This window comes from Acetobacter sp. (genome assembly GCF_047723915.1).
In the GTDB taxonomy this organism is placed as follows: Bacteria; Pseudomonadota; Alphaproteobacteria; order Acetobacterales; family Acetobacteraceae; genus Acetobacter.
Genome location: NZ_JBDOBQ010000040.1, coordinates 1 through 18869, shown reverse-complemented (window position 1 = coordinate 18869; position 18869 = coordinate 1). Strand labels below are relative to the sequence as shown.

17 protein-coding genes are annotated in these 18869 nt (G+C 65.1%); 8 read left to right on the top strand and 9 right to left on the bottom strand.

What is annotated here, in order from left to right; all coding sequences use genetic code 11:
* Positions 1–301: 301 nt before the first annotated feature.
* Complete coding sequence (locus ABF990_RS14090) at positions 302–829, top strand: hypothetical protein (RefSeq protein WP_415500671.1); 528 nt, start codon at positions 302–304, stop codon at positions 827–829.
* 82 nt (positions 830–911) lie between these two features.
* On the opposite strand, the gene tyrS is transcribed toward ABF990_RS14090, so the two are convergent.
* From tyrS to ABF990_RS14075, 3 genes are all read right to left on the bottom strand, one after another.
* Positions 912–2174: a tyrosine--tRNA ligase gene (gene tyrS / locus ABF990_RS14085; RefSeq protein ID WP_415500672.1), complete on the bottom strand. Its 1263-nt coding sequence runs from the start codon at positions 2172–2174 to the stop codon at positions 912–914.
* 144 nt (positions 2175–2318) lie between these two features.
* Positions 2319–3776: a metalloprotease TldD gene (gene tldD / locus ABF990_RS14080; RefSeq protein ID WP_415492130.1), complete on the bottom strand. Its 1458-nt coding sequence runs from the start codon at positions 3774–3776 to the stop codon at positions 2319–2321.
* A 282-nt stretch (positions 3777–4058) separates the two neighbouring features.
* Positions 4059–4724 (bottom strand): histidine phosphatase family protein, encoded by a 666-nt coding sequence (locus ABF990_RS14075; RefSeq protein ID WP_415500681.1) that lies wholly within the window; start codon positions 4722–4724, stop codon positions 4059–4061.
* Between the two features lie 265 nt (positions 4725–4989).
* Here ABF990_RS14075 and ABF990_RS14070 point away from each other — a divergent pair, with 265 nt between their 5' ends.
* Positions 4990–5493 (top strand): flavin reductase family protein, encoded by a 504-nt coding sequence (locus ABF990_RS14070; RefSeq protein WP_415500673.1) that lies wholly within the window; start codon positions 4990–4992, stop codon positions 5491–5493.
* A 10-nt stretch (positions 5494–5503) separates the two neighbouring features.
* Here ABF990_RS14070 and ABF990_RS14065 read toward each other — a convergent pair whose 3' ends face one another.
* The 3 genes from ABF990_RS14065 to ABF990_RS14055 all read right to left on the bottom strand — a co-directional run bounded on the left by ABF990_RS14065 (position 5504) and on the right by ABF990_RS14055 (position 9171).
* Entirely contained in the window at positions 5504–6970 is a 1467-nt protein-coding gene (locus ABF990_RS14065; protein WP_415500674.1) for a carbohydrate porin, read from the bottom strand.
* 11 nt (positions 6971–6981) lie between these two features.
* Positions 6982–8547: an inorganic phosphate transporter gene (locus tag ABF990_RS14060; RefSeq protein ID WP_415492133.1), complete on the bottom strand. Its 1566-nt coding sequence runs from the start codon at positions 8545–8547 to the stop codon at positions 6982–6984.
* A 273-nt stretch (positions 8548–8820) separates the two neighbouring features.
* Complete coding sequence (locus ABF990_RS14055) at positions 8821–9171, bottom strand: DUF3147 family protein (RefSeq protein ID WP_415492127.1); 351 nt, start codon at positions 9169–9171, stop codon at positions 8821–8823.
* Positions 9172–9452: 281 nt separating this feature from the next.
* Between ABF990_RS14055 and ABF990_RS14050 the strand changes: the two genes are divergently transcribed.
* The 3 genes from ABF990_RS14050 (at position 9453) to ABF990_RS14040 (ending at position 12276) form a co-directional block, all read left to right on the top strand.
* Complete coding sequence (locus tag ABF990_RS14050) at positions 9453–9764, top strand: hypothetical protein (RefSeq protein ID WP_415500675.1); 312 nt, start codon at positions 9453–9455, stop codon at positions 9762–9764.
* A gap of 9 nt (positions 9765–9773) precedes the next feature.
* Positions 9774–10460 carry a hypothetical protein gene (locus ABF990_RS14045; protein WP_415500676.1) on the top strand — a complete coding sequence of 229 codons (687 nt, stop codon included), beginning with the start codon at positions 9774–9776 and terminating at the stop codon, positions 10458–10460.
* Between the two features lie 193 nt (positions 10461–10653).
* Positions 10654–12276 (top strand): ABC-F family ATP-binding cassette domain-containing protein, encoded by a 1623-nt coding sequence (locus tag ABF990_RS14040; RefSeq protein WP_415492125.1) that lies wholly within the window; start codon positions 10654–10656, stop codon positions 12274–12276.
* Positions 12277–12559: 283 nt separating this feature from the next.
* Here ABF990_RS14040 and ABF990_RS14035 read toward each other — a convergent pair whose 3' ends face one another.
* Positions 12560–12907, bottom strand: a complete 348-nt coding sequence (locus tag ABF990_RS14035; protein WP_415506656.1) for a hypothetical protein — start codon at positions 12905–12907, stop codon at positions 12560–12562.
* Here ABF990_RS14035 and ABF990_RS14030 point away from each other — a divergent pair.
* Complete coding sequence (locus ABF990_RS14030; protein ID WP_415506655.1) at positions 12902–13240, top strand: hypothetical protein; 339 nt, start codon at positions 12902–12904, stop codon at positions 13238–13240. The genes ABF990_RS14035 and ABF990_RS14030 overlap by 6 nt on opposite strands.
* A 194-nt stretch (positions 13241–13434) precedes the next feature.
* Here the strand turns inward: ABF990_RS14030 and arfB are convergent, their stop codons facing one another.
* Together arfB and ABF990_RS14020 are read right to left on the bottom strand one after the other, a co-directional pair.
* Positions 13435–13857 (bottom strand): alternative ribosome rescue aminoacyl-tRNA hydrolase ArfB, encoded by a 423-nt coding sequence (arfB, locus tag ABF990_RS14025; RefSeq protein ID WP_415492123.1) that lies wholly within the window; start codon positions 13855–13857, stop codon positions 13435–13437.
* A gap of 96 nt (positions 13858–13953) precedes the next feature.
* Entirely contained in the window at positions 13954–16194 is a 2241-nt protein-coding gene (locus ABF990_RS14020; RefSeq protein WP_415506654.1) for a hypothetical protein, read from the bottom strand.
* Between the two features lie 319 nt (positions 16195–16513).
* Here ABF990_RS14020 and ABF990_RS14015 point away from each other — a divergent pair, with 319 nt between their 5' ends.
* Together ABF990_RS14015 and ABF990_RS14010 are read left to right on the top strand one after the other, a co-directional pair.
* Positions 16514–17614 carry a glycosyltransferase gene (locus tag ABF990_RS14015; protein WP_415500679.1) on the top strand — a complete coding sequence of 367 codons (1101 nt, stop codon included), beginning with the start codon at positions 16514–16516 and terminating at the stop codon, positions 17612–17614.
* Positions 17615–17877: 263 nt separating this feature from the next.
* Positions 17878–18831, top strand: coding sequence for a DNA translocase FtsK 4TM domain-containing protein (locus ABF990_RS14010; RefSeq protein WP_415506653.1), 954 nt, complete (start codon positions 17878–17880; stop codon positions 18829–18831).
* The last annotated feature ends 38 nt before the right edge of the window (positions 18832–18869 follow it).

Here is an 18869-nt window from a genome sequence, read left to right as displayed (position 1 = left end):
AGCACTCCCTTGGTAAGGGAGAGGTCGACAGTTCAATCCTGTCCAGCAGCACCATTCTCATCATAAAGTGGCATTCCGCACGTAAGACCCCAAGGGTCATGCGCAACGTCACCGGCCGACAGGCCACCCTCTCCTTACCCCCTGTAGTCCACGCACCCGTGCCAAGTGCAACGGCCCCCGCGACGTCGGACCCACGGGCTGCTTTGCCCGCTGGGCTGCGGGGTCTGTATTTGCGGATATTTCCGCCTTCAGGCCATGATGGGCAGCACAAAAAAAGCCACGCCCGTAACAGGCGTGGCTCTTGAGCGGTAGGGCCCGATGGGGCCACCCGAAAAAACTGGGGTTTTCCGTGCGCCGTTCAGCGGCCCGTGCCGTCGCGGTTGTCGCCCCGGTTGCCACCCCGGCCGCCACCGCCGCCATGCTGGTCCCCGCCACCCTGCTGGCCGCGCGGGCCACCACCCTGGCCGCCCCCCTGATTGCCACCAGGGCCGCCCTGGCCACCACCAAAACCACCGCCGGGGCCCATACCCTGGCCACCATCACGGCCGCCGCCACGGTTCCCGCCCGGACCGCCGCCACGCCCGTCACCGCCCTGGCCGCGGTTATCCCCACGGCCGGGGCCACCCTGGTCACGCCGGCCATCACCACCGCCGCCACCCCGATAACCGCCGTAACCACCGTAGCCGCCACCGTAACCACCGCCATAACCCGGACCACCGTAGCCAGGACCGCCGTAACCGGGGCCGCCATAGCCCGGGCCACCACGCGGACCGTAGCCGTATGGGCCCGGCGCACAGCCTGCAACAAGCAGAAGTGTGCTCAGGGCTGATGCGGCCGTCAGGCTTGCGACAATTTTTTTCATGGCAGTCTCTCTTCTACGCCGGTGCAGGCGGCGCGGCAGGCAGGTCTGCCTAGTCCGCCACCTTCACCAGCACGTGGTGTTTGCGACCAGCAGAAAGCCTGATCGCGCCGTCCACCATATCCTGCATGGAAATCAGGCGGTTTTCATCCTCTATCGCGACATTATTGAGGCGCGCCCCCCCGCCACGCACCAGACGCCGGGCCTCGCCATTGGTTTTGACCAGACCTGCCTCCGCCAGCAGGCGGAAAGCAGGCACGCCCTCATCCAGCACGGCGGCGGCCAGCATATGCACCGGCAGGTCTGCTGCGGTCACACGGCCTTCCTCGAAGGTCTGGCGGGCGGCCTCCGCCGCGGCAAGGGCGGCCTCGCGCCCGTGGCACAGGGCTGTGGCCTCGGTCGCCAGAACCTTCTTGGCCTCGTTGATGCCAACCCCTTCCAGGGCCTCCAGGACCGCGCATTCCTCCAGCGACAGGTCCGTGAACAGGCGCAGGAAACGGCCCACATCCGCATCTTCCGTGTTGCGCCAGAACTGCCAGTATTCAAACACCGGCAGGTGGGTGGCCGACAGCCAGACGGCACCGTTGGCGGTCTTGCCCATTTTAGCGCCGGACGCCGTGGTCAGCAGCGGGGTTGTCAGCCCCATGACGGATTTCTGGTCGGTCCGGCGCACCAGTTCCACGCCGGAAATAATGTTGCCCCACTGGTCCGACCCGCCAAGCTGCAATACCGCCCCATGGGTGCGGCTGAGTTCACGAAAGTCGTAGGACTGGAGAATGGAGTAATTGAATTCGAGGAAGGTCAGCCCCTGTTCGCGGTCCAGACGGCTTTTGACGGAATCGAACGCCAGCATGCGGTTGATGGAGAAATGCACCCCCACATCGCGCAGCAGTTCGATATAGGACAGACGGTCCAGCCAGTCGGCGTTGTTGACCAGCACCGCCTCTGACGCACCGCCGCCAAAGGTCAGGAACTGGCGCAGGCACCCTTCGATCCCGGCAAGGTTGGTGCGGATCACGTCTTCGGTCATCAGTCGGCGTGCTTCCTCGCGGAAGGACGGATCACCGATACGCGCCGTGCCCCCGCCCACAAGGGCAATGGGGCGGTGGCCATGCTTTTGCAGCAGCCGCAGCATCATGATCTGGATCAGGCTACCCACATGCAGGCTGTCCGCCGTGGGGTCGAAGCCGATATAGGCGGTAACGGATTGCTGGTCCATGAGGGCATCGAGCGCATCCGCATCCGTGCACTGGAAAATAAAGCCGCGGGCCGCGGCCTCACGCATGAACGAACTCCGAAAACCAGTCTCAGCCATTATCCTGTCCCTAATCCGCCGGGCCGCCCTTCCAGCCCGCATGGCGCGGGCAGCCCCCTGGCACAGGCTCTAGCATGGCCAGCCCCGAACGGAACAGGGGGCGAGCGGGACAGCAGCAGGACAACAGCGGCAAGGCGGCTGGGCTCAGGCGGTGCCGCCCACCGTAAGCCCGGTCATTTTCAGGGTCGGCTGGCCCACGCCCACGGGCACGCCCTGCCCGGCCTTGCCACATGTGCCAATGCCCGGATCAAGCTCCAGATCGCCCCCGATCATGGACACCTGGGACATGGCCTCCGCCCCGCTGCCGATCAGCGTTGCCCCCTTGACCGGCACGGTAACGCGGCCATTCTCGATCAGGTATGCTTCCGACGTGGCGAACACGAACTTGCCGGACGTAATATCCACCTGCCCGCCGCCAAAATGCACGGCATACAGCCCCCGCTTGACCGAGCCGATCATGTCCTGCGTGGTGGCGTTACCCGGCAGCATGAGCGTATTGGTCATGCGCGGCAGCGGCATATGCGCGTAAGACTGACGCCGGCCATTGCCGGTGGGGGCAACCCCCATCAGCCGGGCGTTCAGCCTGTCCTGCAGGTAGCCCTGCAGAATGCCGTCTTCTATCAGCGTCGTGCGGCCGGTGGGCGTGCCTTCATCATCCACCGTCAGGCTGCCGCGCCGGTCGGGCAGGGTGCCGTCATCGATCACGGTCACACCGGGGGACGCCACGCGTGTGCCGATGCGCCCCGCGAACACGGACGTGCCTTTGCGGTTGAAGTCCCCTTCCAGCCCGTGGCCCACCGCTTCATGCAGCAGAATGCCCGGCCAGCCGGCACCCAGCACCACTTCCATCTCGCCCGCCGGGGCGGCCTGGGCCCGCAGCGCCACATCAGCCTGGCGCAGGGCCTCGTCCACCGCACCCTGCCAGGTTTCCTCGTTCAGAAGACGGTTGATCTCGTACCGTCCGCCAAGCCCATGGCCACCACTTTCGCGCTTGCCGTCCTGTTCCACCACCACGGACACGTTCAGCCGCACCAGCGGGCGCAGGTCCGCCGTGCGGCTGCCATCCGCGCGGATGATCTGCACGGCCTGCCATTCCCCCGAAAGGGAGGCCATGACCTGCACCACGCGGCTGTCCCTGCCACGGGCATAGGCGTCGATGGCGCTCAGCAACCCTGAACGGGCGGCAAAATCCGTATCACCCAGAGGGTTGGCCGCCGTATACAGGCGCTGGTTGGTCGCACGCGGCGGGGCCGCCATCTGGCCCGAACGGCCTGCCCGCACGGCCCCCACCGCATCGGCCGCACGCAGGAGAGAGGCGCGGCTGAGGTCATCGGAATGGGCAAAACCGGTTTCCTCCCCCAGCACGGCGCGCAGGCCAAAGCCCGAACTGGTGTTGAAGGACGCGGCGCGGATCACCCCGTCATCGAGCGAGAGGGACTCGCTTTCGCGGTATTCCAGAAAAAGCTCACCGTCTTCCATGCCTTCAAGGGCAGTGCGGGTCACCTTTTGCGCATCGTCCCGGTCGAGCGTCGCATCGGGGCGGTCAAAAAAGAGCTGGTCCGTGGCGGCCAGCGCCCCCAGTTGCGCGGGAGAGGAAGACATGGGCGAAACCCTTCATCTGAAAACCGTGGCGGCACCCTGTGCCGGTGCCTCAAAGACTAGCATTGCCACCCCGCATCCCCAAAGGGATAGCGCGTTACACCACCTGCGGGGCCATAGCCGGTGCCCCTGATGACGCCTGACCACGGCGGCATTCCGCCTCGGCGCAGGGCATCAAGGGCAGGCATCGCGGGCAGACACCATAGACAGGGCACCATAGACAGCGGCCCTACGGGCAGGGCACGCCCGCGCGCCGCGGCCTGACGCGGCCCCGAACAGGCTGTGTCAGACCCCCGGCAGTTCGTTGACCGTCACGACCCGCCACCCGGCATCGAGCCGTTCGAGAATGGTCAGCGACAGGTTCTGGACAGAAAAATGCAGCGCCGTTTCGGCATGGATGCGCAGGGCATGGGCCAGAGCCGCGCGGATTACGCCGCCATGGCTGACCGCCACAATATCCTGCCCGGCATAGTCTGCGGCCAGCCGGTCCAGCAGGCGGCCCACACGGGCGCAGACATCGATCATGCTCTCACCCTCCGGCGGGCATTCCGTCGCCCCCACGGCCCAGAACGGGTGGGGGGGCAGGTTCAGGTGGCCGGTCAGCTGGCTGTAATCCATCCCCTGCCACAAGCCCAGATTCTGCTCGATCAGGTCAGGCTCGACCATCGGGGCCTGGGGGCCGTACCCGGCCTCTGCAATGGCTTCGGCGGTCTGGTGCGTGCGCGACAGCGGGCTGACCAGCCAGCGCGCCGGGCGGGGCAGACGGGCGGCAAGGGCGCGGTACATGGGCCGCTGCGCGATCAGGCTGTCGGGACAGAGCGGCACATCCATGCAGCCGTACAGGCACATGCGGGCGTTTTCTTCCACCAGTGCATGACGGATCAGCCAGAAGCGCGTGATACCGAGGGCAAGCTTGGGACCATCCAGAAAATTCCCCTGCGACGGCATCATGGGGGGAGACGGTTCGCGCCGGGCAGGTGCTGACGGCGCAGGCACGGAAGACGCAGGAACCGGAACGAGAGAAGACTGTTCATTCATGTGCCTGTTTTGGTGTCAGCGGCGCGCCAGCGCAAGAGCGGAACCAAGAAAACCCGTGTGAACGGACAGACCCGCAGACCAGCCCCGCCCTTATGGCGCAGCCCGCGTTCATGGAACTGGACGCCGCCGCCCCGCACGGGTCACACTGCCCGCACGCTATGCGAAGGAGACAGAAACCATGGATGAAAACGCCAAAAAGACCGCACTGCGCATGATCCCGTACGGCCTGTATGTGCTCAGCGCCGGCACGCAGGAGACCGAAATTGCCGCGGCGACCGTCAACTGGGTGACACAGACCAGCTTTTCGCCCCCGCTGCTGGCGCTGGGCATCAAGACGGATTCGCACGTCTATGCCGCCGCGCGCGACAGCGGCGATCTGGTGCTGAACATTCTGGGCAAGGGGCAGGGGGCGCTGGCGTTCTCGTTCTTCAAACCCGCGACCTATGCCGACGGCAAGCTGTCGGGCGAGGCCATAAGCTGGGGCGCCAACGGCGCGCCGATTCTGGCCAGCGCGCCCGCGGCAGTCGAACTGGTGGTGCGCCAGGTTGTGGAACTGGGGGACCACCACACCTTTATTGCCGAGGTCACGGCGGTACACCTCAACCAGAGCCTTGAAGGCCGCCCGGACGACGCCGTGCTGCACATGAAGGATCTGGGAGAAAAGGTGTTTTACGGCGGGTAAGGAAAACGCCTTAAAACGTCGTCGTCACGTTCAGGCCGGATACGACAGCGTGGCGGAGGGAACGCCCGTTGTCGCCGGTCCCGGACACACCGCCGACATGCAGAAAATACTGGAAGTCCGGCTGCACGATCAGCCAGGGGGTTACCGCCGCCTGGTAGGTCAGCTCCACATGGTGTTCGGGCCGCAGCATACCTGTCGCACTCGTGCCCAGCCGCAGGGCGTCACGCGCATGCTGGAGCGCCCTGCGGCCGTAAAACCCCGCCCCCCAGGCAATACCGATCGTGTCGTCCGGCCGCCCGGGCAGCAGTTCGTCGAACGTGAAACCGCTCTGCACCTCCACGGCGACAAGGTTGCGCGTGCCGTCATTGACGGTGGCGCGGGTAAAGAAGTTGATGGTCTTGCCCGAGTCTTTTTTGCGCCGCCAGACCGTCTGGTCCAGCACGGCATAGGCCAGCCAGTTGCCACGGTGGTAGAACGGCGTGCCGTTACTGGCGGGGCTGGCCAGCAATCCGCCCTGGCTGTCGAACCGCTGGTCCGGAAAACGGCCCGTATCGTACAGCGCGCCGAGTTTCCATGTGCCGGGCAGGGCCGGGGCGTCCTTTCCCGCAAGGCGGCGGGCCGCATCCAGCCAGAGCTGCACCTCACCGATGAACAGCGTGCCCCCGCTGGTGGAAAACGTCGTGCCTGACGGATCACGCTGGGCGGGATCTATGGCGCTGTAAAAAGGACCGCGCGTGGGGTTGTCGTCCGTAATCGCGCCCATCAGCACCACAGGGGCAACCGGCGTCCATTTGACGCGCCCGCCCACGGCGGAATACGGCCAGGACGGCCCGCCCGAATAAAGATTGCTCGACGTGGACAAAGGCCAGCCAAAACTCGCGTTCAGGAAGAACGACGCGTTCTGGCTGACCAGAAATTCCGTATCCAGATCGATGGAGCCCACGCGAACGTCAAGCTGGTTATGCAGGAAGCTCTGGCCGTACCACAGTTCGAACAGGCGGGTGGACCGCCCCGCGTCATAACCGCTGACGGGGTTGAGCGCCCCCAGACGTTCGCCGGTGAACGACCGCCCCCGGATCTGGAGTGCGCTGATGTTGAAGAGCCCGCCTTCCCACCCGAACGCCGCCTTGCTGTCCACGGACAGGGCCACCGCCGTCATGCCGTCATAGGTAGGGCCGGGATGGGCACCACCTGCCAGCAGGCCCCATAGCTCTTCCACATCCTGAATCGTCACCTGCACGCCTCTGGCGGCCAGCCAGGGCCGCACACCGCCCGCATTGCCCAGCAACTGGGTGCTGGCGTCCTGGGGTGGAGGCACAAAAACCGGCGCAGGCACCGGAAGCGGCACGCCGGAGGGCAGGATATCGGTGGCGAGCGGCACGCTCGCGGCAATGGCGCCCTGACCGGCCGCCATGCCGGCAACCAGGGTAAGGGCGGCTGCCACATGGCGAAAGGCCAGGGCAGACGACCTTACCATTTCAAGACCTGTTAAAAGACATGACGGAAGATGAAGAACAGGACCCCGCTGATCAGCATGGCGGCCGGCAATGTCACGATCCAGGCCATGGCCATGGTGCGCAGCGTGCGCCATTGCAGGCCCGACCCGGCCCCCGCCATGGTTCCGGCAACACCGCTGGACAGGATATGGGTTGTGGACACCGGCATACCATATCCTTCCGCCAGGCCGATAGTGCCCATGGCCACGATCTCGGCCGAGGCGCCCTGCGCGTAGTTCAGATGGGTCTTGCCGATTTTTTCACCCACCGTCACCACAATGCGCTTCCACCCCACCATGGTGCCCATGCCAAGGGCCAGGGCCACCGCGATCTTGACCCAGGTGGGAATAAAGCGTGTGCCAGCGTTCAGCCGGTCCATGAAGGACTTGAGCGTAGCGTTCTCCGCCCCCGTAAAGGCGGTGGTCTTGCCAAGGGCGCGAATGGCGTCGGACACCAGATACATGTCCGTGCGCACGTTGGGCACCTGTGCCGCCGGAATGGCGTTGAGCGAGTGATACCCCTTGACCGATTCCGCGATGTCGTCCGACAGCACGGCCAGCGCGCCATAGACAGGTTCGGCCGTCACATGCTTGTCGCGCAGGGCGTTGGTCACCAGCACGCGGGCGTCAGCCACACTGACGGTGCTGCCGCTGGCGTCATGGGTGCGGAACAGCCCCGCCGCCTGCCCTGCGGACTGCACAAAGCCCGGCATGGCCGATTCCGGCATGGCGCGGTTGAGCGCATAGGCGGTCGGCGCCGCACCGATCAGGATCAGCATGATAAGACCCATGCCCTTCTGCCCGTCATTGCCACCATGGAAGTAGGACACGCCCGTGCAGGTGCCGATCAGCAGCCCACGGATCCAGAGCGGGGGCGGCTTGTTGCCTTCGGGGGCTTCGAACAGGGTCTTGTTGCGGATCAGCACCCGGAACAGCACGAACAGCACGAGCGAGAGCACGAACCCGCAGACCGGGCTGAACAGCAGCGCGCTGAACACTTTCTGGACCTGCGACCAGTCAACGCCATAGGTGGCCGCCCCGGCAGGCGCCATCAACTGGTTGGCGATACCCACCCCCATGATGGAGCCGATCAGCGCATGCGACGAACTGTTGGGAATGCCCATGGCCCATGTGGCCAGGTTCCATACGATGGCCGCGATCAGCAGCGCGAAGATCATGGCATGGCCCGCGCCGCTGCCAACCTGGAGAATAAGCTCCACCGGCAGCAGCGTGACCACGCTATAGGCCACCGCCCCGGATGAGACGAGAACGCCCAGCAGGTTCCACACCCCCGACCACACCACCGCCACAAGCGGCGGCAGGCTGTTGGTGTAGATGACGGTCGCCACCGCGTTCGCCGTATCGTGAAAGCCGTTGACGAACTCGAACCCCAGCGCGATCACCAGCGCCAGCGCCAGCAGCGCGAAAGCCCCCACGGCCAGGCCGTGTTCGTCCGCGGCCTGCAGGTCGGCTATGACACTGTAGCCGACAAAGGCCAGCGCCCCTGCGACAACAGCAAGAAAAAACAGTTTGAACGCAGGCGTGGCGCCAGCGTTCATGCGTGGGCGCTGGACATGGGTCCGCGACGCAATGGATTCCGACAAGGCTTTCCCCTTCGTCATGACTTGGGCAATGACGGGAAATTCCGCGTTATTAAAATATTTATAAAGTTACATTACGATGAAACCACCCGTAACCGGGACTGTGTTACGGGCAGGTGCTTGAATAACAGCACTAATTACCCTGCAAGAATTTTCGGCGTCACCGTGCACAAGGCGCTGCCAGCCATGCCCAAGCTGCCTCCGGGCACCCGTTGGGGCGGGATTCAGGGGTCAGAGCCTGAGCCCGAAACGCGGGGCGATCAGGGTCATGCCCGTATACAGCCCGACCGTAACCCCGCACCCCACGAGCAGCGTGGGCCAGAACCCCAGCCCGTGCCGCAGCAGCACCGGCATGAGCAAAAACATGGGCAGCGACGGCAGAACGTACCAGAAGGTCGCGGTCATGTGCGCCGCCATGTTGCCGATATCGGGCCTGTCATGCCACAGCCATATCATGCCCAGCACGGATACCAGCGGCAGGGACGCGACCAACGCCCCCAGACCCGGATAACGCCGCGCCAGGGTCGATGCGAGGGCGATCAACACACCGGAAACCGCCGCCTTGAGTGCAAGATGAAGCATGACACATCTGTAAAACAACGCCCGCCCCATGCAAAGCGACCCGCTGAACACACCACCGGGCAAACTATTGGGCAGATTGTTGGGCGGGCCGCTGGGCACAGCACTGGGCACACCACCGGGTAAATCATTGGGCGGCCTATCGGGCAGCCCCATCGGATGGGCTATTTCTTTCGTGATCGCAAATTCTTTCGTGATCCCGAAAGAAATGAACTCTTAACTTTTTCGTCCCACACAAAAAATACAGTTGCGGGACTGCCGCCGGACAAACAGGGAAACACACGATGCTGGTAACACTTTCAGAGGGCGGGGCGTTCGCTTTAACCAGCCTGAAACTGTTGTCCAGCATGGGGGATGGCGCGCAGGACGTCGGCAGGACCGCCAGCATGACCATGACGGAAGACAGCACGGACAGCATGGCGCTGGAACACGCGCTGGACAGTTCCGACGCCACGCAGAACGGCATCGACCAGATTGCCAGCCTGTTCAGTGCATCCGCCGCGACCATCACGGACAGCACATCGACCGAAGCGGAAAAAATTGCGGCCTTCGCACAGGTGGCGCAAATTTCCGCGACCGCGCGCTACAGCACCTAACCCCGGACCATGCAGAATGCCGGACGCATCGCGGCGCTGGAAAAAGCCTTTTATGCGGCTACGGGCAATACGGCCTTCATCCGTACCGCTGTCGCCATGGCGGACGCCACATCGCTCCCTGCCGGTGCGACCAGTCTGGAGACGGGGCTGTACACCGCCATACAAAGCCTGCGGAACCCCGATAATTTCGCCACGACATCGTATTCCACCACCGAACGGATCGACAGTATCAGCACCAGCCAGACCCGTGCCGGCATAACCTCATCCACCGGTGCGCTGTCGGCCTCCGTCACCACCACGGATATCAGCGTGCAGTTCACCTATGGCATCAGCCGTCAGGAAATACTCAACGCCCAGATCCTGCCAGACTATATCGACCCCGCATCAGCCGGGCAGGCGCGTACCACGACCAGTTCCGGCTCGGAGAGCATTTACAGGGACTTTCGGTCCACGAGCAGCGCTGTCGCAGGTGCCGGCCCGTCGCTCCATGTCGCGGCGCTGGCCACGACCGGCACAGACCGCACAACCGCCGCGGCCAGCGTTACAGGAACGACAATCCCGCTGGGTGTCTTTACCTCCGCAACGCAAGCAGGCCCTGCGCGCACCACGCTCAACCAGCAGATCGCGGACATGCTGTTCGGCGTGACCCCGGGCGGCAGGCAGTCAAAAACGCAGGCCGATACCGTTTCCGCCTGATATCGCGCGGATATCGTGACCGCGGGCCTGTAACGCCCCGTCGCACGCCAGCGGCAGCGGCAGCGGCACCCGCCGGTGTCACAGCCCCGCATGGGGGAAACGCCGCGCGCACCCTGCGCGGTTTACGGAGCGGAAGGGTTGCGCAATAAGAGCGCTCCCGCCCGTATCCGCTCCCTCCTGCCCCCGAGGCCCCATGATCCGTCTTGACACCATCAGCAAGCATAATGGCCATCGCGTCATTTTCATCGAAGCGTCGGCCTCCCTGCAGAAGGGCGAAAAAATCGGGCTGGTGGGGCCGAACGGCGCGGGAAAGACAACCCTGTTCCGGCTGATTACCAGCCAGGAAGACCCCGATGAAGGCCATGTGCTGACCGACAAGGGCGTCAGCATCGGCTTTTTCAACCAGGATGTGGGCGAAATGGCCGGGCGCAGCGCTGTGGCCGAAGTCATGGACGGGGCGGGCCCGGTCGCGCAGATCGGTGCGGAACTGGCCGAGCTGGAAGCCGCCATGGCCGACCCGGACCGGTTCGACGAACTCGACGCCATTCTGGAACGCTTTGGCGAGGTGCAGGCCCGCTTCGAGGAACTGGACGGTTACGCGCTGGACGGCCGGGCGCGTGAGGTGCTGCACGGGCTGGGGTTCAGCCAGGCCATGATGGATGGCGATGTCGGGCTGCTGTCCGGCGGGTGGAAAATGCGCGTGGCCCTGGCCCGTATCCTGCTGATGAAGCCCGATGTCATGCTGCTGGACGAACCCAGCAACCATCTGGACCTGGAAAGCCTGATCTGGCTGGAACAGTTCCTGGCCGGGTATGACGGCGCATTGCTGATGACATCGCACGACCGGGCGTTCATGAACCGGATCATCAACAAGGTCATCGAGATCGATGGCGGCACGCTCACGAGTTTTTCGGGCGATTACGAATTTTACGAACAGCAGCGCGCCCTGAACGAAAAGCAGCAGCAGGCCCAGTTCGACCGGCAGCAGGCCATGCTGGCCAAGGAGGTCGCGTTTATCGAACGCTTCAAGGCGCGGGCGTCCCATGCGGCACAGGTGCAGAGCCGGGTAAAAAAGCTGGACAAGATCGACCGTGTAGAGCCCCCCAAGCGGCGGCAGGCAATGTCCTTCTCCTTCCCGCCGGTGCCGCGCTCGGGCGATGCGGTGGCCACCCTGCGCGGCGTGGACAAGCGTTACGGTGACAAGGTGATCTATCAGGGGCTGGACCTGCTGATCCGCCGGCAGGAACGCTGCTGCGTGCTGGGCGTGAACGGTGCGGGCAAGTCAACCCTGCTGAAGCTGGTGACAGGCACCACCACGCCGGACGCAGGCACGGTCACGCTGGGTGGCAGCGTGAAAATGGGCTACTTCGCCCAGCACGCCATGGACCTTCTGGACGGGGACCGCACGATTTTCGAAACCCTGAACGACGCCTTTCCGCTGGCCGCACAGGGGTCGCTCCGCACACTGGCGGGCGGGTTCGGGTTTTCCGGCGACGACGTTGAAAAAAGCTGCCGCGTGCTGTCCGGCGGGGAAAAAGCCCGGCTTGTCATGGCGCTGATGCTGTACGACCCGCCGAATTTTCTGGTGCTGGACGAACCGACCAACCACCTGGACATTGCCACCAAGGAAATGCTGATCGCAGCACTGGAAAATTACGAAGGCACCATGCTGTTCGTCTCGCACGACCGGCATTTTCTGGCAGCCCTGTCAAACCGCGTGCTGGAAGTAACACCAGGCGGCCTCCACCGCTACGACGGCGGATATACCGAATACGTCGCCCGCACCGGCCGCGAAGCCCCCGGCCTGCACGAATAAAAGCCCGTTCGGGCATGGCAGCCAGCCATGCCCGACGCAGGCTGGCTGCGCGCCCGAACGGGCGGGACCAGAGAGCCAAGAAATATTCTTTTAAATTTCAAACAGTTTTTTAACCGCACTTTTTCCGGACCACACCGCAAAGCCGCTGCCTTTTATACGGCAAGACCGGAAAATTTCTGATATTATCTATGTTATTGCGGAACAGTCTCCAAAATCCCTGCCCGCATGGCCGCACGCGCAGTCTCACCCACCCCTCACACGCGGCAGCCCGCTTTATGCCAGCTTACATCTTTTTTGTACTGTCCCGTGGGAAACGCCTGGAATCGGGGTCCAGAAAAGTCAGAATATCAATAAGATAATGCTGAATTTTTACCAGTCTCGCACGGGCGGCATGGCCATCATCCGCCGCCAGTTCCCGCACTTCCGCACGGACGATATCCATCTGTTTGTTCTTGCCGGGTGGGAACGTGTCCATGAACTGCGCATACCCCATGCAGGCGGAAATACCGTCGCGGCGGATAATCAGATTTTCTCCTATGGCACGCTGTTCACCGGCAAAAATGCAGCAGGCATTCTGGTATTCGGCCCTGTCAGCGCCCCATAATGTCTGCACATGGTCCTGAAGATGCATAAGTTTTTCTGTATCTCCAGCCCTTTTCAATTCGATATAATACAGCTCCTGCCGGGTCAGTTCGAACCAGCAAAAAAGCTGGGCCATAAGAAAACTGGTATTTTCGACGCTGTATTCACGGGTTCTCTCGGTCCCGTTGACATACATCCTGTTCAGGAAACGCCGTTCCAGAATATTGTATATTCTGCTTTGCAGGTCGAATGCGGCATGCGCCAGCGGTTCCCTGTAAACGGAAACCTCTTTTTCCCGCTGCTGGAGGGCTTTCTGTTTTTCATGCTTGCTGGAAAAAAAGCCACCGACCCCGCCGCCCAGCCATCCACACAGGGCCCCTAAAGCAGTCGGAGCGACACTGTTGAGCAATCCACCATCGGCCATCTGAAATAATCCATGACATTACATGGCATCATCTTAGCATTGGCATATGGTTGCACAACCCTGGCGACATCGCCCGGTGCCACCATCGGGGCTCCCTCATCACGCACCATCACCGGGCACCATCGGCGGGTGGCAGATACGCCGGGGCGGGTTCAGTCGTCGTGGCGGACACGACGGTCGCGCTTGATCCCGGCCTTGTGGGCTTTCCCGTCCAGGCGGCGCTGGCGGGCCGCGCGGCTGGGGCGCGTTGCGATCCGAAACGTGGGGCGGAACTCCGCCTCGCGGATCAGGGCCGCCAGACGGGCGATCGCATCGTCACGGTTCCGTTGCTGGGACCGGAAATTACGCGCGGTAATCACGATCACGCCCTCGCGCGAGGCGCGGCTGCCAGCAAGCTTGAGCAGGCGGGCCCGCGTACGCTCGGACAGGGAGGGAGACCGGGCGGCGTCAAAACGCAACTGGGCAGCGGTTGCAACCTTGTTGACATTCTGCCCACCCGGACCGGAGGCCAGAATATAACTGAACACCAGTTCGGCCTCGGGCACGGGCAGGTCGGGAATGGCCGGAGCACTCATGACCGTGCCCCGCCAAACAGGACGGCCCCGCCAAGGGCCACCCCACAAAAGAATGCGCCCGCCACAGCCATGGCGCGCTGTGTCATGACTGTACGCTCAGGCACTGCTCAAAGTCCCCATCTGGCTGATCGGCTCCCAGTGCCGCAGGATCAGGCCGATCTTGGCCAGCACGTGAGATATCCGGGTAATTTCGTCATCCACGCGGGACGTGGCACCCTGCCCGCCCGGCATGGCCTGCGCCGCCGTGCCGGAGACATGCCGCGCGCTTGCGGCAAGCCGTAACCCGCCCACGGGCCCCAGCCTGCCCCCGCCGTCCATGCCGGACGGGCAGGGCAGGGCCACAGGTTGCCCCACATAGCAGGGCAGGGCCGCAAGGTCACGCTGGTCGGGCGGGACACAGGCCGACAGGTCTGCCTGCAACCAGTCATACACGCGCCGACACTCCACCAGATCGAGAACCTGAGCGGTCTGCGTGCCATTTTGGGGGCGCAGCAGCACAAAGGTCAGCACGGTCTGGCGGGTATCCCACGCCGCGCTCCGGGCATCACTCGGGTCATCACTCCGGGCATCATTCGGGGCATCGGGCAGGGCAGCACGCACCGGCGCGGGCGGGGACACGTCGCGCACGTAATCGCAGGCGGATAAAAGCCGGGTCGCGCCAGACAGGAACCGGTCCAGCAGGGCCAGCCGTGTTTCGGACGTGACAGCGGCAAACGCCGTCATTTCAGCCTCGGCCGCCCTCCAGCGCAGGAGAAGCCCCGCATTCAGCCCCTCCGCCAGATGGCGCGCGGCGGGGGTCGCGGGCCATTCGTCACGCCAGGCATAGTCAGCAAGACCGGGGGGCAGGATCTGGGGCAGGGTCGGTGCCTGTGTCGCGGGCAGGGTCTTTGGCACCAGGCGCTGGCGCCACGCCTCGGGCAGCAGCAGCGCACCGCTGAACGCCGGACCTGTATAGAATTTGGAACCCGTCACCATGACAGCCCAGCCAAGGTCCAGATAGGCCCGCACGCGTTCGGGCATCAGCCGGGCCTGACAGGCATCCACCAGCACATCGACCGCGCCGCTGTACCGCGCGCGCAAGGCCTCGATCACGGCCACACCCTGGCTGGTGGGCACCATCAACCCGGTTTTGGACACGTCGATCACATAGAGCAGCACCCGCCGACCGGCGGCACAGGCCTGTTCCGCCTGCCGCACACAGGCCGCCAGCACCTCGGCCTCGGGCAGGGGGGTACCGTCCGCCGCCCGCACCGGCACGGCCACGCAGCTATTGGTGGCATTAAACCCTTCGATCATCGCGCCCTTGACCACAGCCCGGCCCAGTGCCGTGCGCGTGGCAAAATGGCGACCGCGGGCCGCCAGCGGCACACCGCTGCCCGTTTCTTCCGGTCCGGGCAGAATGGTTGTCACGGGCTGGCCCTGCCCTGCGCACAGGGCCAGTGCGGCCAGCGCGCAATCCGTGCCGGATGCCGCCAGAACGACATGCCGGGGACTGTCCGCGCGGAAATACCCGGCGACAAACGCCTTGGCCCCGGCCACAGCCTGCCCCGCCACCAGAGCGAAGGGGCTGCCCGCCACCAATGCATGCACCAGTGCGCGCCGGGCATGACAGGCTGCCGCAAACCCCGCAGCGGAAGGAGAAGACGCAGTGGAAGACGACAGTGCCACCGCCCGCGGGCGGGGACTGTACCCCACACCGTAGCGGTTGCGGCGGGTGGAGAGAGCCAGATCAAGCCTGTCATCCCCCCCTTTGGCCAGCAGTTTTTCAACCGGAAGCAGCAATGGCCAGACCTGCAGGGCCCAGGCATGCAGTGCGGGGTCGGCACAGGCGGGGTCCGTCAGCGGCTGGGCGTACCGGGCCGGATCGGCAAGCACATGCCCCGACAGGCCCGCGGCGGAAAAGGCCGGGAAGAGCACTGCCGACCACGCCCGGCGCAGCGTTTCGTCCCCCGTGAGGGTCGCCACCATATGGCCCAGAGCCGCCACCAGACTGGCGGGGGCAGGGACCTTTGGGGCGGCAAGGATCGTGGCCCAGTGCGACAGGTCCCGGGCGAAGCCCGGGGTGCGGTCAGAGATGGGGTCCGGGATGGAAGCGGGGGCGGGATCAGGGTCGCGGTCCGGCAGGCCCGCGACCCACGCGGCAGCCGCCGCCCGCCCCGCAGCCAGCAGCACCCGGCCCATGGCCACCGGCCCCACCGGCCCGCTAGCGGGCCCGATAGCGGCAAGACCGGCCAGTTCCTGCGCCAGCCGGGCCTGAAACGCTGCGGACCGGCAAGTGGCGGAGCCGATGGCCCGACCCACGGGGGAGGCAATGTCATGTCTGGGCGATGTCAGCACTCTCTCTCCTGATCGGGCGCGATCCGGTTCCGCGCGGGGGAAGGCCATGCCGCCCGACCGCGCACGAACCGCGCTGCCAAACACGGCAACGCAGCCAGAGGCGCGACGACCAACGCTTTTATTACGCCCCCCCGGACACAACAACCCATCCCGCCTGCCGGGCCCGCGCGGAACCCCGGGCATGGCCCCCGCCGGTTCATCAGATTTTTACATAATCGCCCTACAGGAAAGGAAAGAGGCAACCTTGCGGCAGCCGTCCCGGCGGCAATGCCGGAGCTGCCGCACCCGGCCCAAGGCCCGCGCAGGAAAGGCATATCCGGTGTATTCCATCAGGATAGGGGAAACCAGGCTGCTGCTGTCGGAACGGACGGCCACGCGCCCGTACCGGCCACAGGCCCGCCAGCCCGCCACGCCCACGGTACCAGCCGCACGGCATCCCGCCTCGCCGGAGGTCTGCATCCTGCTTTCGACCTATAACGGCGCGATCTATCTGGATTCACTCCTGTCGTCGCTACTGGCGCAGAGCAACACACGCTGGGTGCTTTACTGGCGCGATGACGGCTCCGACGATCACAGCCCCACGCTCATGCGGGCTTTTGCCGCCCGCGCGGGGGCAGGGCGCTGCATCGAAATTACCATGCCACACGGGCGATGCCACCTGGGCATAGGGCGATCCTACGCCGCCCTGCTGGACCATGTGCCACCGGGCTGCGCCGCAGCCTTCTGCGACCAGGACGACGTCTGGCTGCCTGACAAGCTCGAACGCGCCATGGCGGCCATGACCGCCGCGCGGCACCCGAAAACACCCGGCGGCACGGACCCGGCGCAGGCAGCGACCCACCCCGTGCTCTACTGTTCCCGCCAGATCCTGACCGACGGCCACCTGACCCCGCGCGGGCTGTCATGCGACCTGCCGCAGGCCCCCTCCTTCCTGATGGCGCTGACACAGAACATCGCCACCGGCTGCACGGTCGTGCTGTCGGCCCCTGCCGTCGCCCTTGTGCGGGCCAACATGCCCCCACCCGCCGCCACCCTGCATGACTGGTGGGCCTATCTGCTGGTCAGCGGCGTAGGGGGGACCGTCATTGCCGACAACACCCCCACGCTGCTCTACCGCCAGCACACGCACAACGCCGTAGGGGCCCGAGTCGGCTTTCTGCCCCGCGCCATTGCAGCGCTGCACCGGGGGCCGGGCCAGTTCATGAGCATTTTCCGCGCCAATATCGAAGCCCTTCTGGGCCGCCATGCGGAATTGAGACCCCAGCATGTCATGGCCCTGCTGCTGCTGCGCGAAGCCCTGGCCGGAACAAGCACGCGTGCGCGCTGGCGCAGGCTGAACGCGCTGTGGCGTCTGCGCGCCATGCGGCGGAACGGGCTGGGGGAACAGGCGGTCTTTCACCTGTGGTTTCTGCTGGGATAACGCCCCGCCACCCATCACGGGGCGGCAAAGCGCCAAAACCGCCGTAATTCCCTGCGAGAGTGACGGTGTTGCGGTTCGCAATCCCCCGTAACGCTGCTAAAAGGCGTTATCGGCCCTTATCGACACATCAGCCGGACCGCGTGTGACGCCCGCCACAACGGCAGGGCCGCAGGCACCACCACATCCTGAGCGAGGAACCCGCACAGTTGGCGCGCACAAGCCCTACAAAACCAGGCCTTTACCCCGTTCAGCCCCGCAAGAGCATGCTGCGCCTGCGCCTGGAGGAAGGACTGGGCCTTGTGCTGTGCGGCCTGGCCTGTGCGCTGCTGGCAGCCCTTGTCACCTATAATCCGGCGGACCCGTCCTTCAACACCGCAACCAGCCAGCCGCCCACCAACCTGCTGGGCACCGTGGGGGCCACAGTTGCCGATTCGCTGCTCCAGGGGCTGGGGCTTGGCGCAGTCCTGCCCGCGCTTGTGCTGGTGGCGTGGGGCTGGCGGTTCCTGAGCCACCGCGTGCTCGACTTCGAATCCTGGCCGCTGCTGGCCCTGCGCATGGGCGCGATCGTGTGCCTGCTGCCCGTTTGCAGCGCCTTGCTGGCCGCCATCCGCCTGCTGTTTACCGCCCTGCCCGCCCTTGGCTGGCCAACACAGGCGGGTATTGGCGGGGGGCTGGGCCGGTCCATTGCCCAGGCGTCCATTGCGGCGGGCATGGCCGCCATCGGCCCCGCCGGAGGTATGGTGATCTGGCTTCTGGGCGGGCTGCTGGCCATTATGCTCGCAGCCCTTGGCACCGGCCTGCGACGGCAGGAATGGTCCGCCCTGTGGCGGGCCACGGTTGTGGTCACCACCCTGCCCGGACGGCTGGCCCGGCGGTTCGTGCGGTCTTACGCCAACAGCCGCCCCGCCATGGAAAACGGTACCCCGCTTCCCCACCCCGGGGCACAGAATACCTTCTACGACGGCACGCTGCCAAACGGCGCCCTGTTCGATGACGAGCACGAAGACCCCTACGCCACGCCATATGCCGGGCAGCCCCGGGCAACCGGTACCGCAGCCGGGCATGCCCCTGCCGCACCCGCCATGGGCGCCATGGCCGGTGGCACCGGTGCCGCGGCCGGTACGGCGCTGATCCTGCACACCCCTGACAGCCCGACCCAGCGCCCCGCCCCTGGGTCTTATACACATCTGACGCTGCCGCCGAAGCTAGAAGTGTAGATCTCGGTGGTCGCCGTATCATTAAAAAAAATAGGGGG

Bases quoted from the DNA above. Each gene is read 5' to 3' on its own strand.
- ABF990_RS14040 (WP_415492125.1), top strand. From the start codon at position 10,654: ATGATCCGTCTTGACACCATCAGCAAGCATAATGGCCATCGCGTCATT.
- tyrS (WP_415500672.1), bottom strand. From the start codon at position 2,174: ATGGCTGAGACTGGTTTTCGGAGTTCGTTCATGCGTGAGGCCGCGGCC.
- arfB (WP_415492123.1), bottom strand. From the start codon at position 13,857: ATGAGTGCTCCGGCCATTCCCGACCTGCCCGTGCCCGAGGCCGAACTG.
- ABF990_RS14050 (WP_415500675.1), top strand. From the start codon at position 9,453: ATGCTGGTAACACTTTCAGAGGGCGGGGCGTTCGCTTTAACCAGCCTG.
- ABF990_RS14035 (WP_415506656.1), bottom strand. From the start codon at position 12,907: ATGCATCTTCAGGACCATGTGCAGACATTATGGGGCGCTGACAGGGCC.
- ABF990_RS14010 (WP_415506653.1), top strand. From the start codon at position 17,878: ATGCTGCGCCTGCGCCTGGAGGAAGGACTGGGCCTTGTGCTGTGCGGC.
- tldD (WP_415492130.1), bottom strand. From the start codon at position 3,776: ATGTCTTCCTCTCCCGCGCAACTGGGGGCGCTGGCCGCCACGGACCAG.
- ABF990_RS14060 (WP_415492133.1), bottom strand. From the start codon at position 8,547: ATGAACGCTGGCGCCACGCCTGCGTTCAAACTGTTTTTTCTTGCTGTT.
- ABF990_RS14045 (WP_415500676.1), top strand. From the start codon at position 9,774: ATGCAGAATGCCGGACGCATCGCGGCGCTGGAAAAAGCCTTTTATGCG.
- ABF990_RS14055 (WP_415492127.1), bottom strand. From the start codon at position 9,171: ATGCTTCATCTTGCACTCAAGGCGGCGGTTTCCGGTGTGTTGATCGCC.
- ABF990_RS14070 (WP_415500673.1), top strand. From the start codon at position 4,990: ATGGATGAAAACGCCAAAAAGACCGCACTGCGCATGATCCCGTACGGC.
- ABF990_RS14065 (WP_415500674.1), bottom strand. From the start codon at position 6,970: ATGGTAAGGTCGTCTGCCCTGGCCTTTCGCCATGTGGCAGCCGCCCTT.
- ABF990_RS14030 (WP_415506655.1), top strand. From the start codon at position 12,902: ATGCATAAGTTTTTCTGTATCTCCAGCCCTTTTCAATTCGATATAATA.
- ABF990_RS14075 (WP_415500681.1), bottom strand. From the start codon at position 4,724: ATGATGCCGTCGCAGGGGAATTTTCTGGATGGTCCCAAGCTTGCCCTC.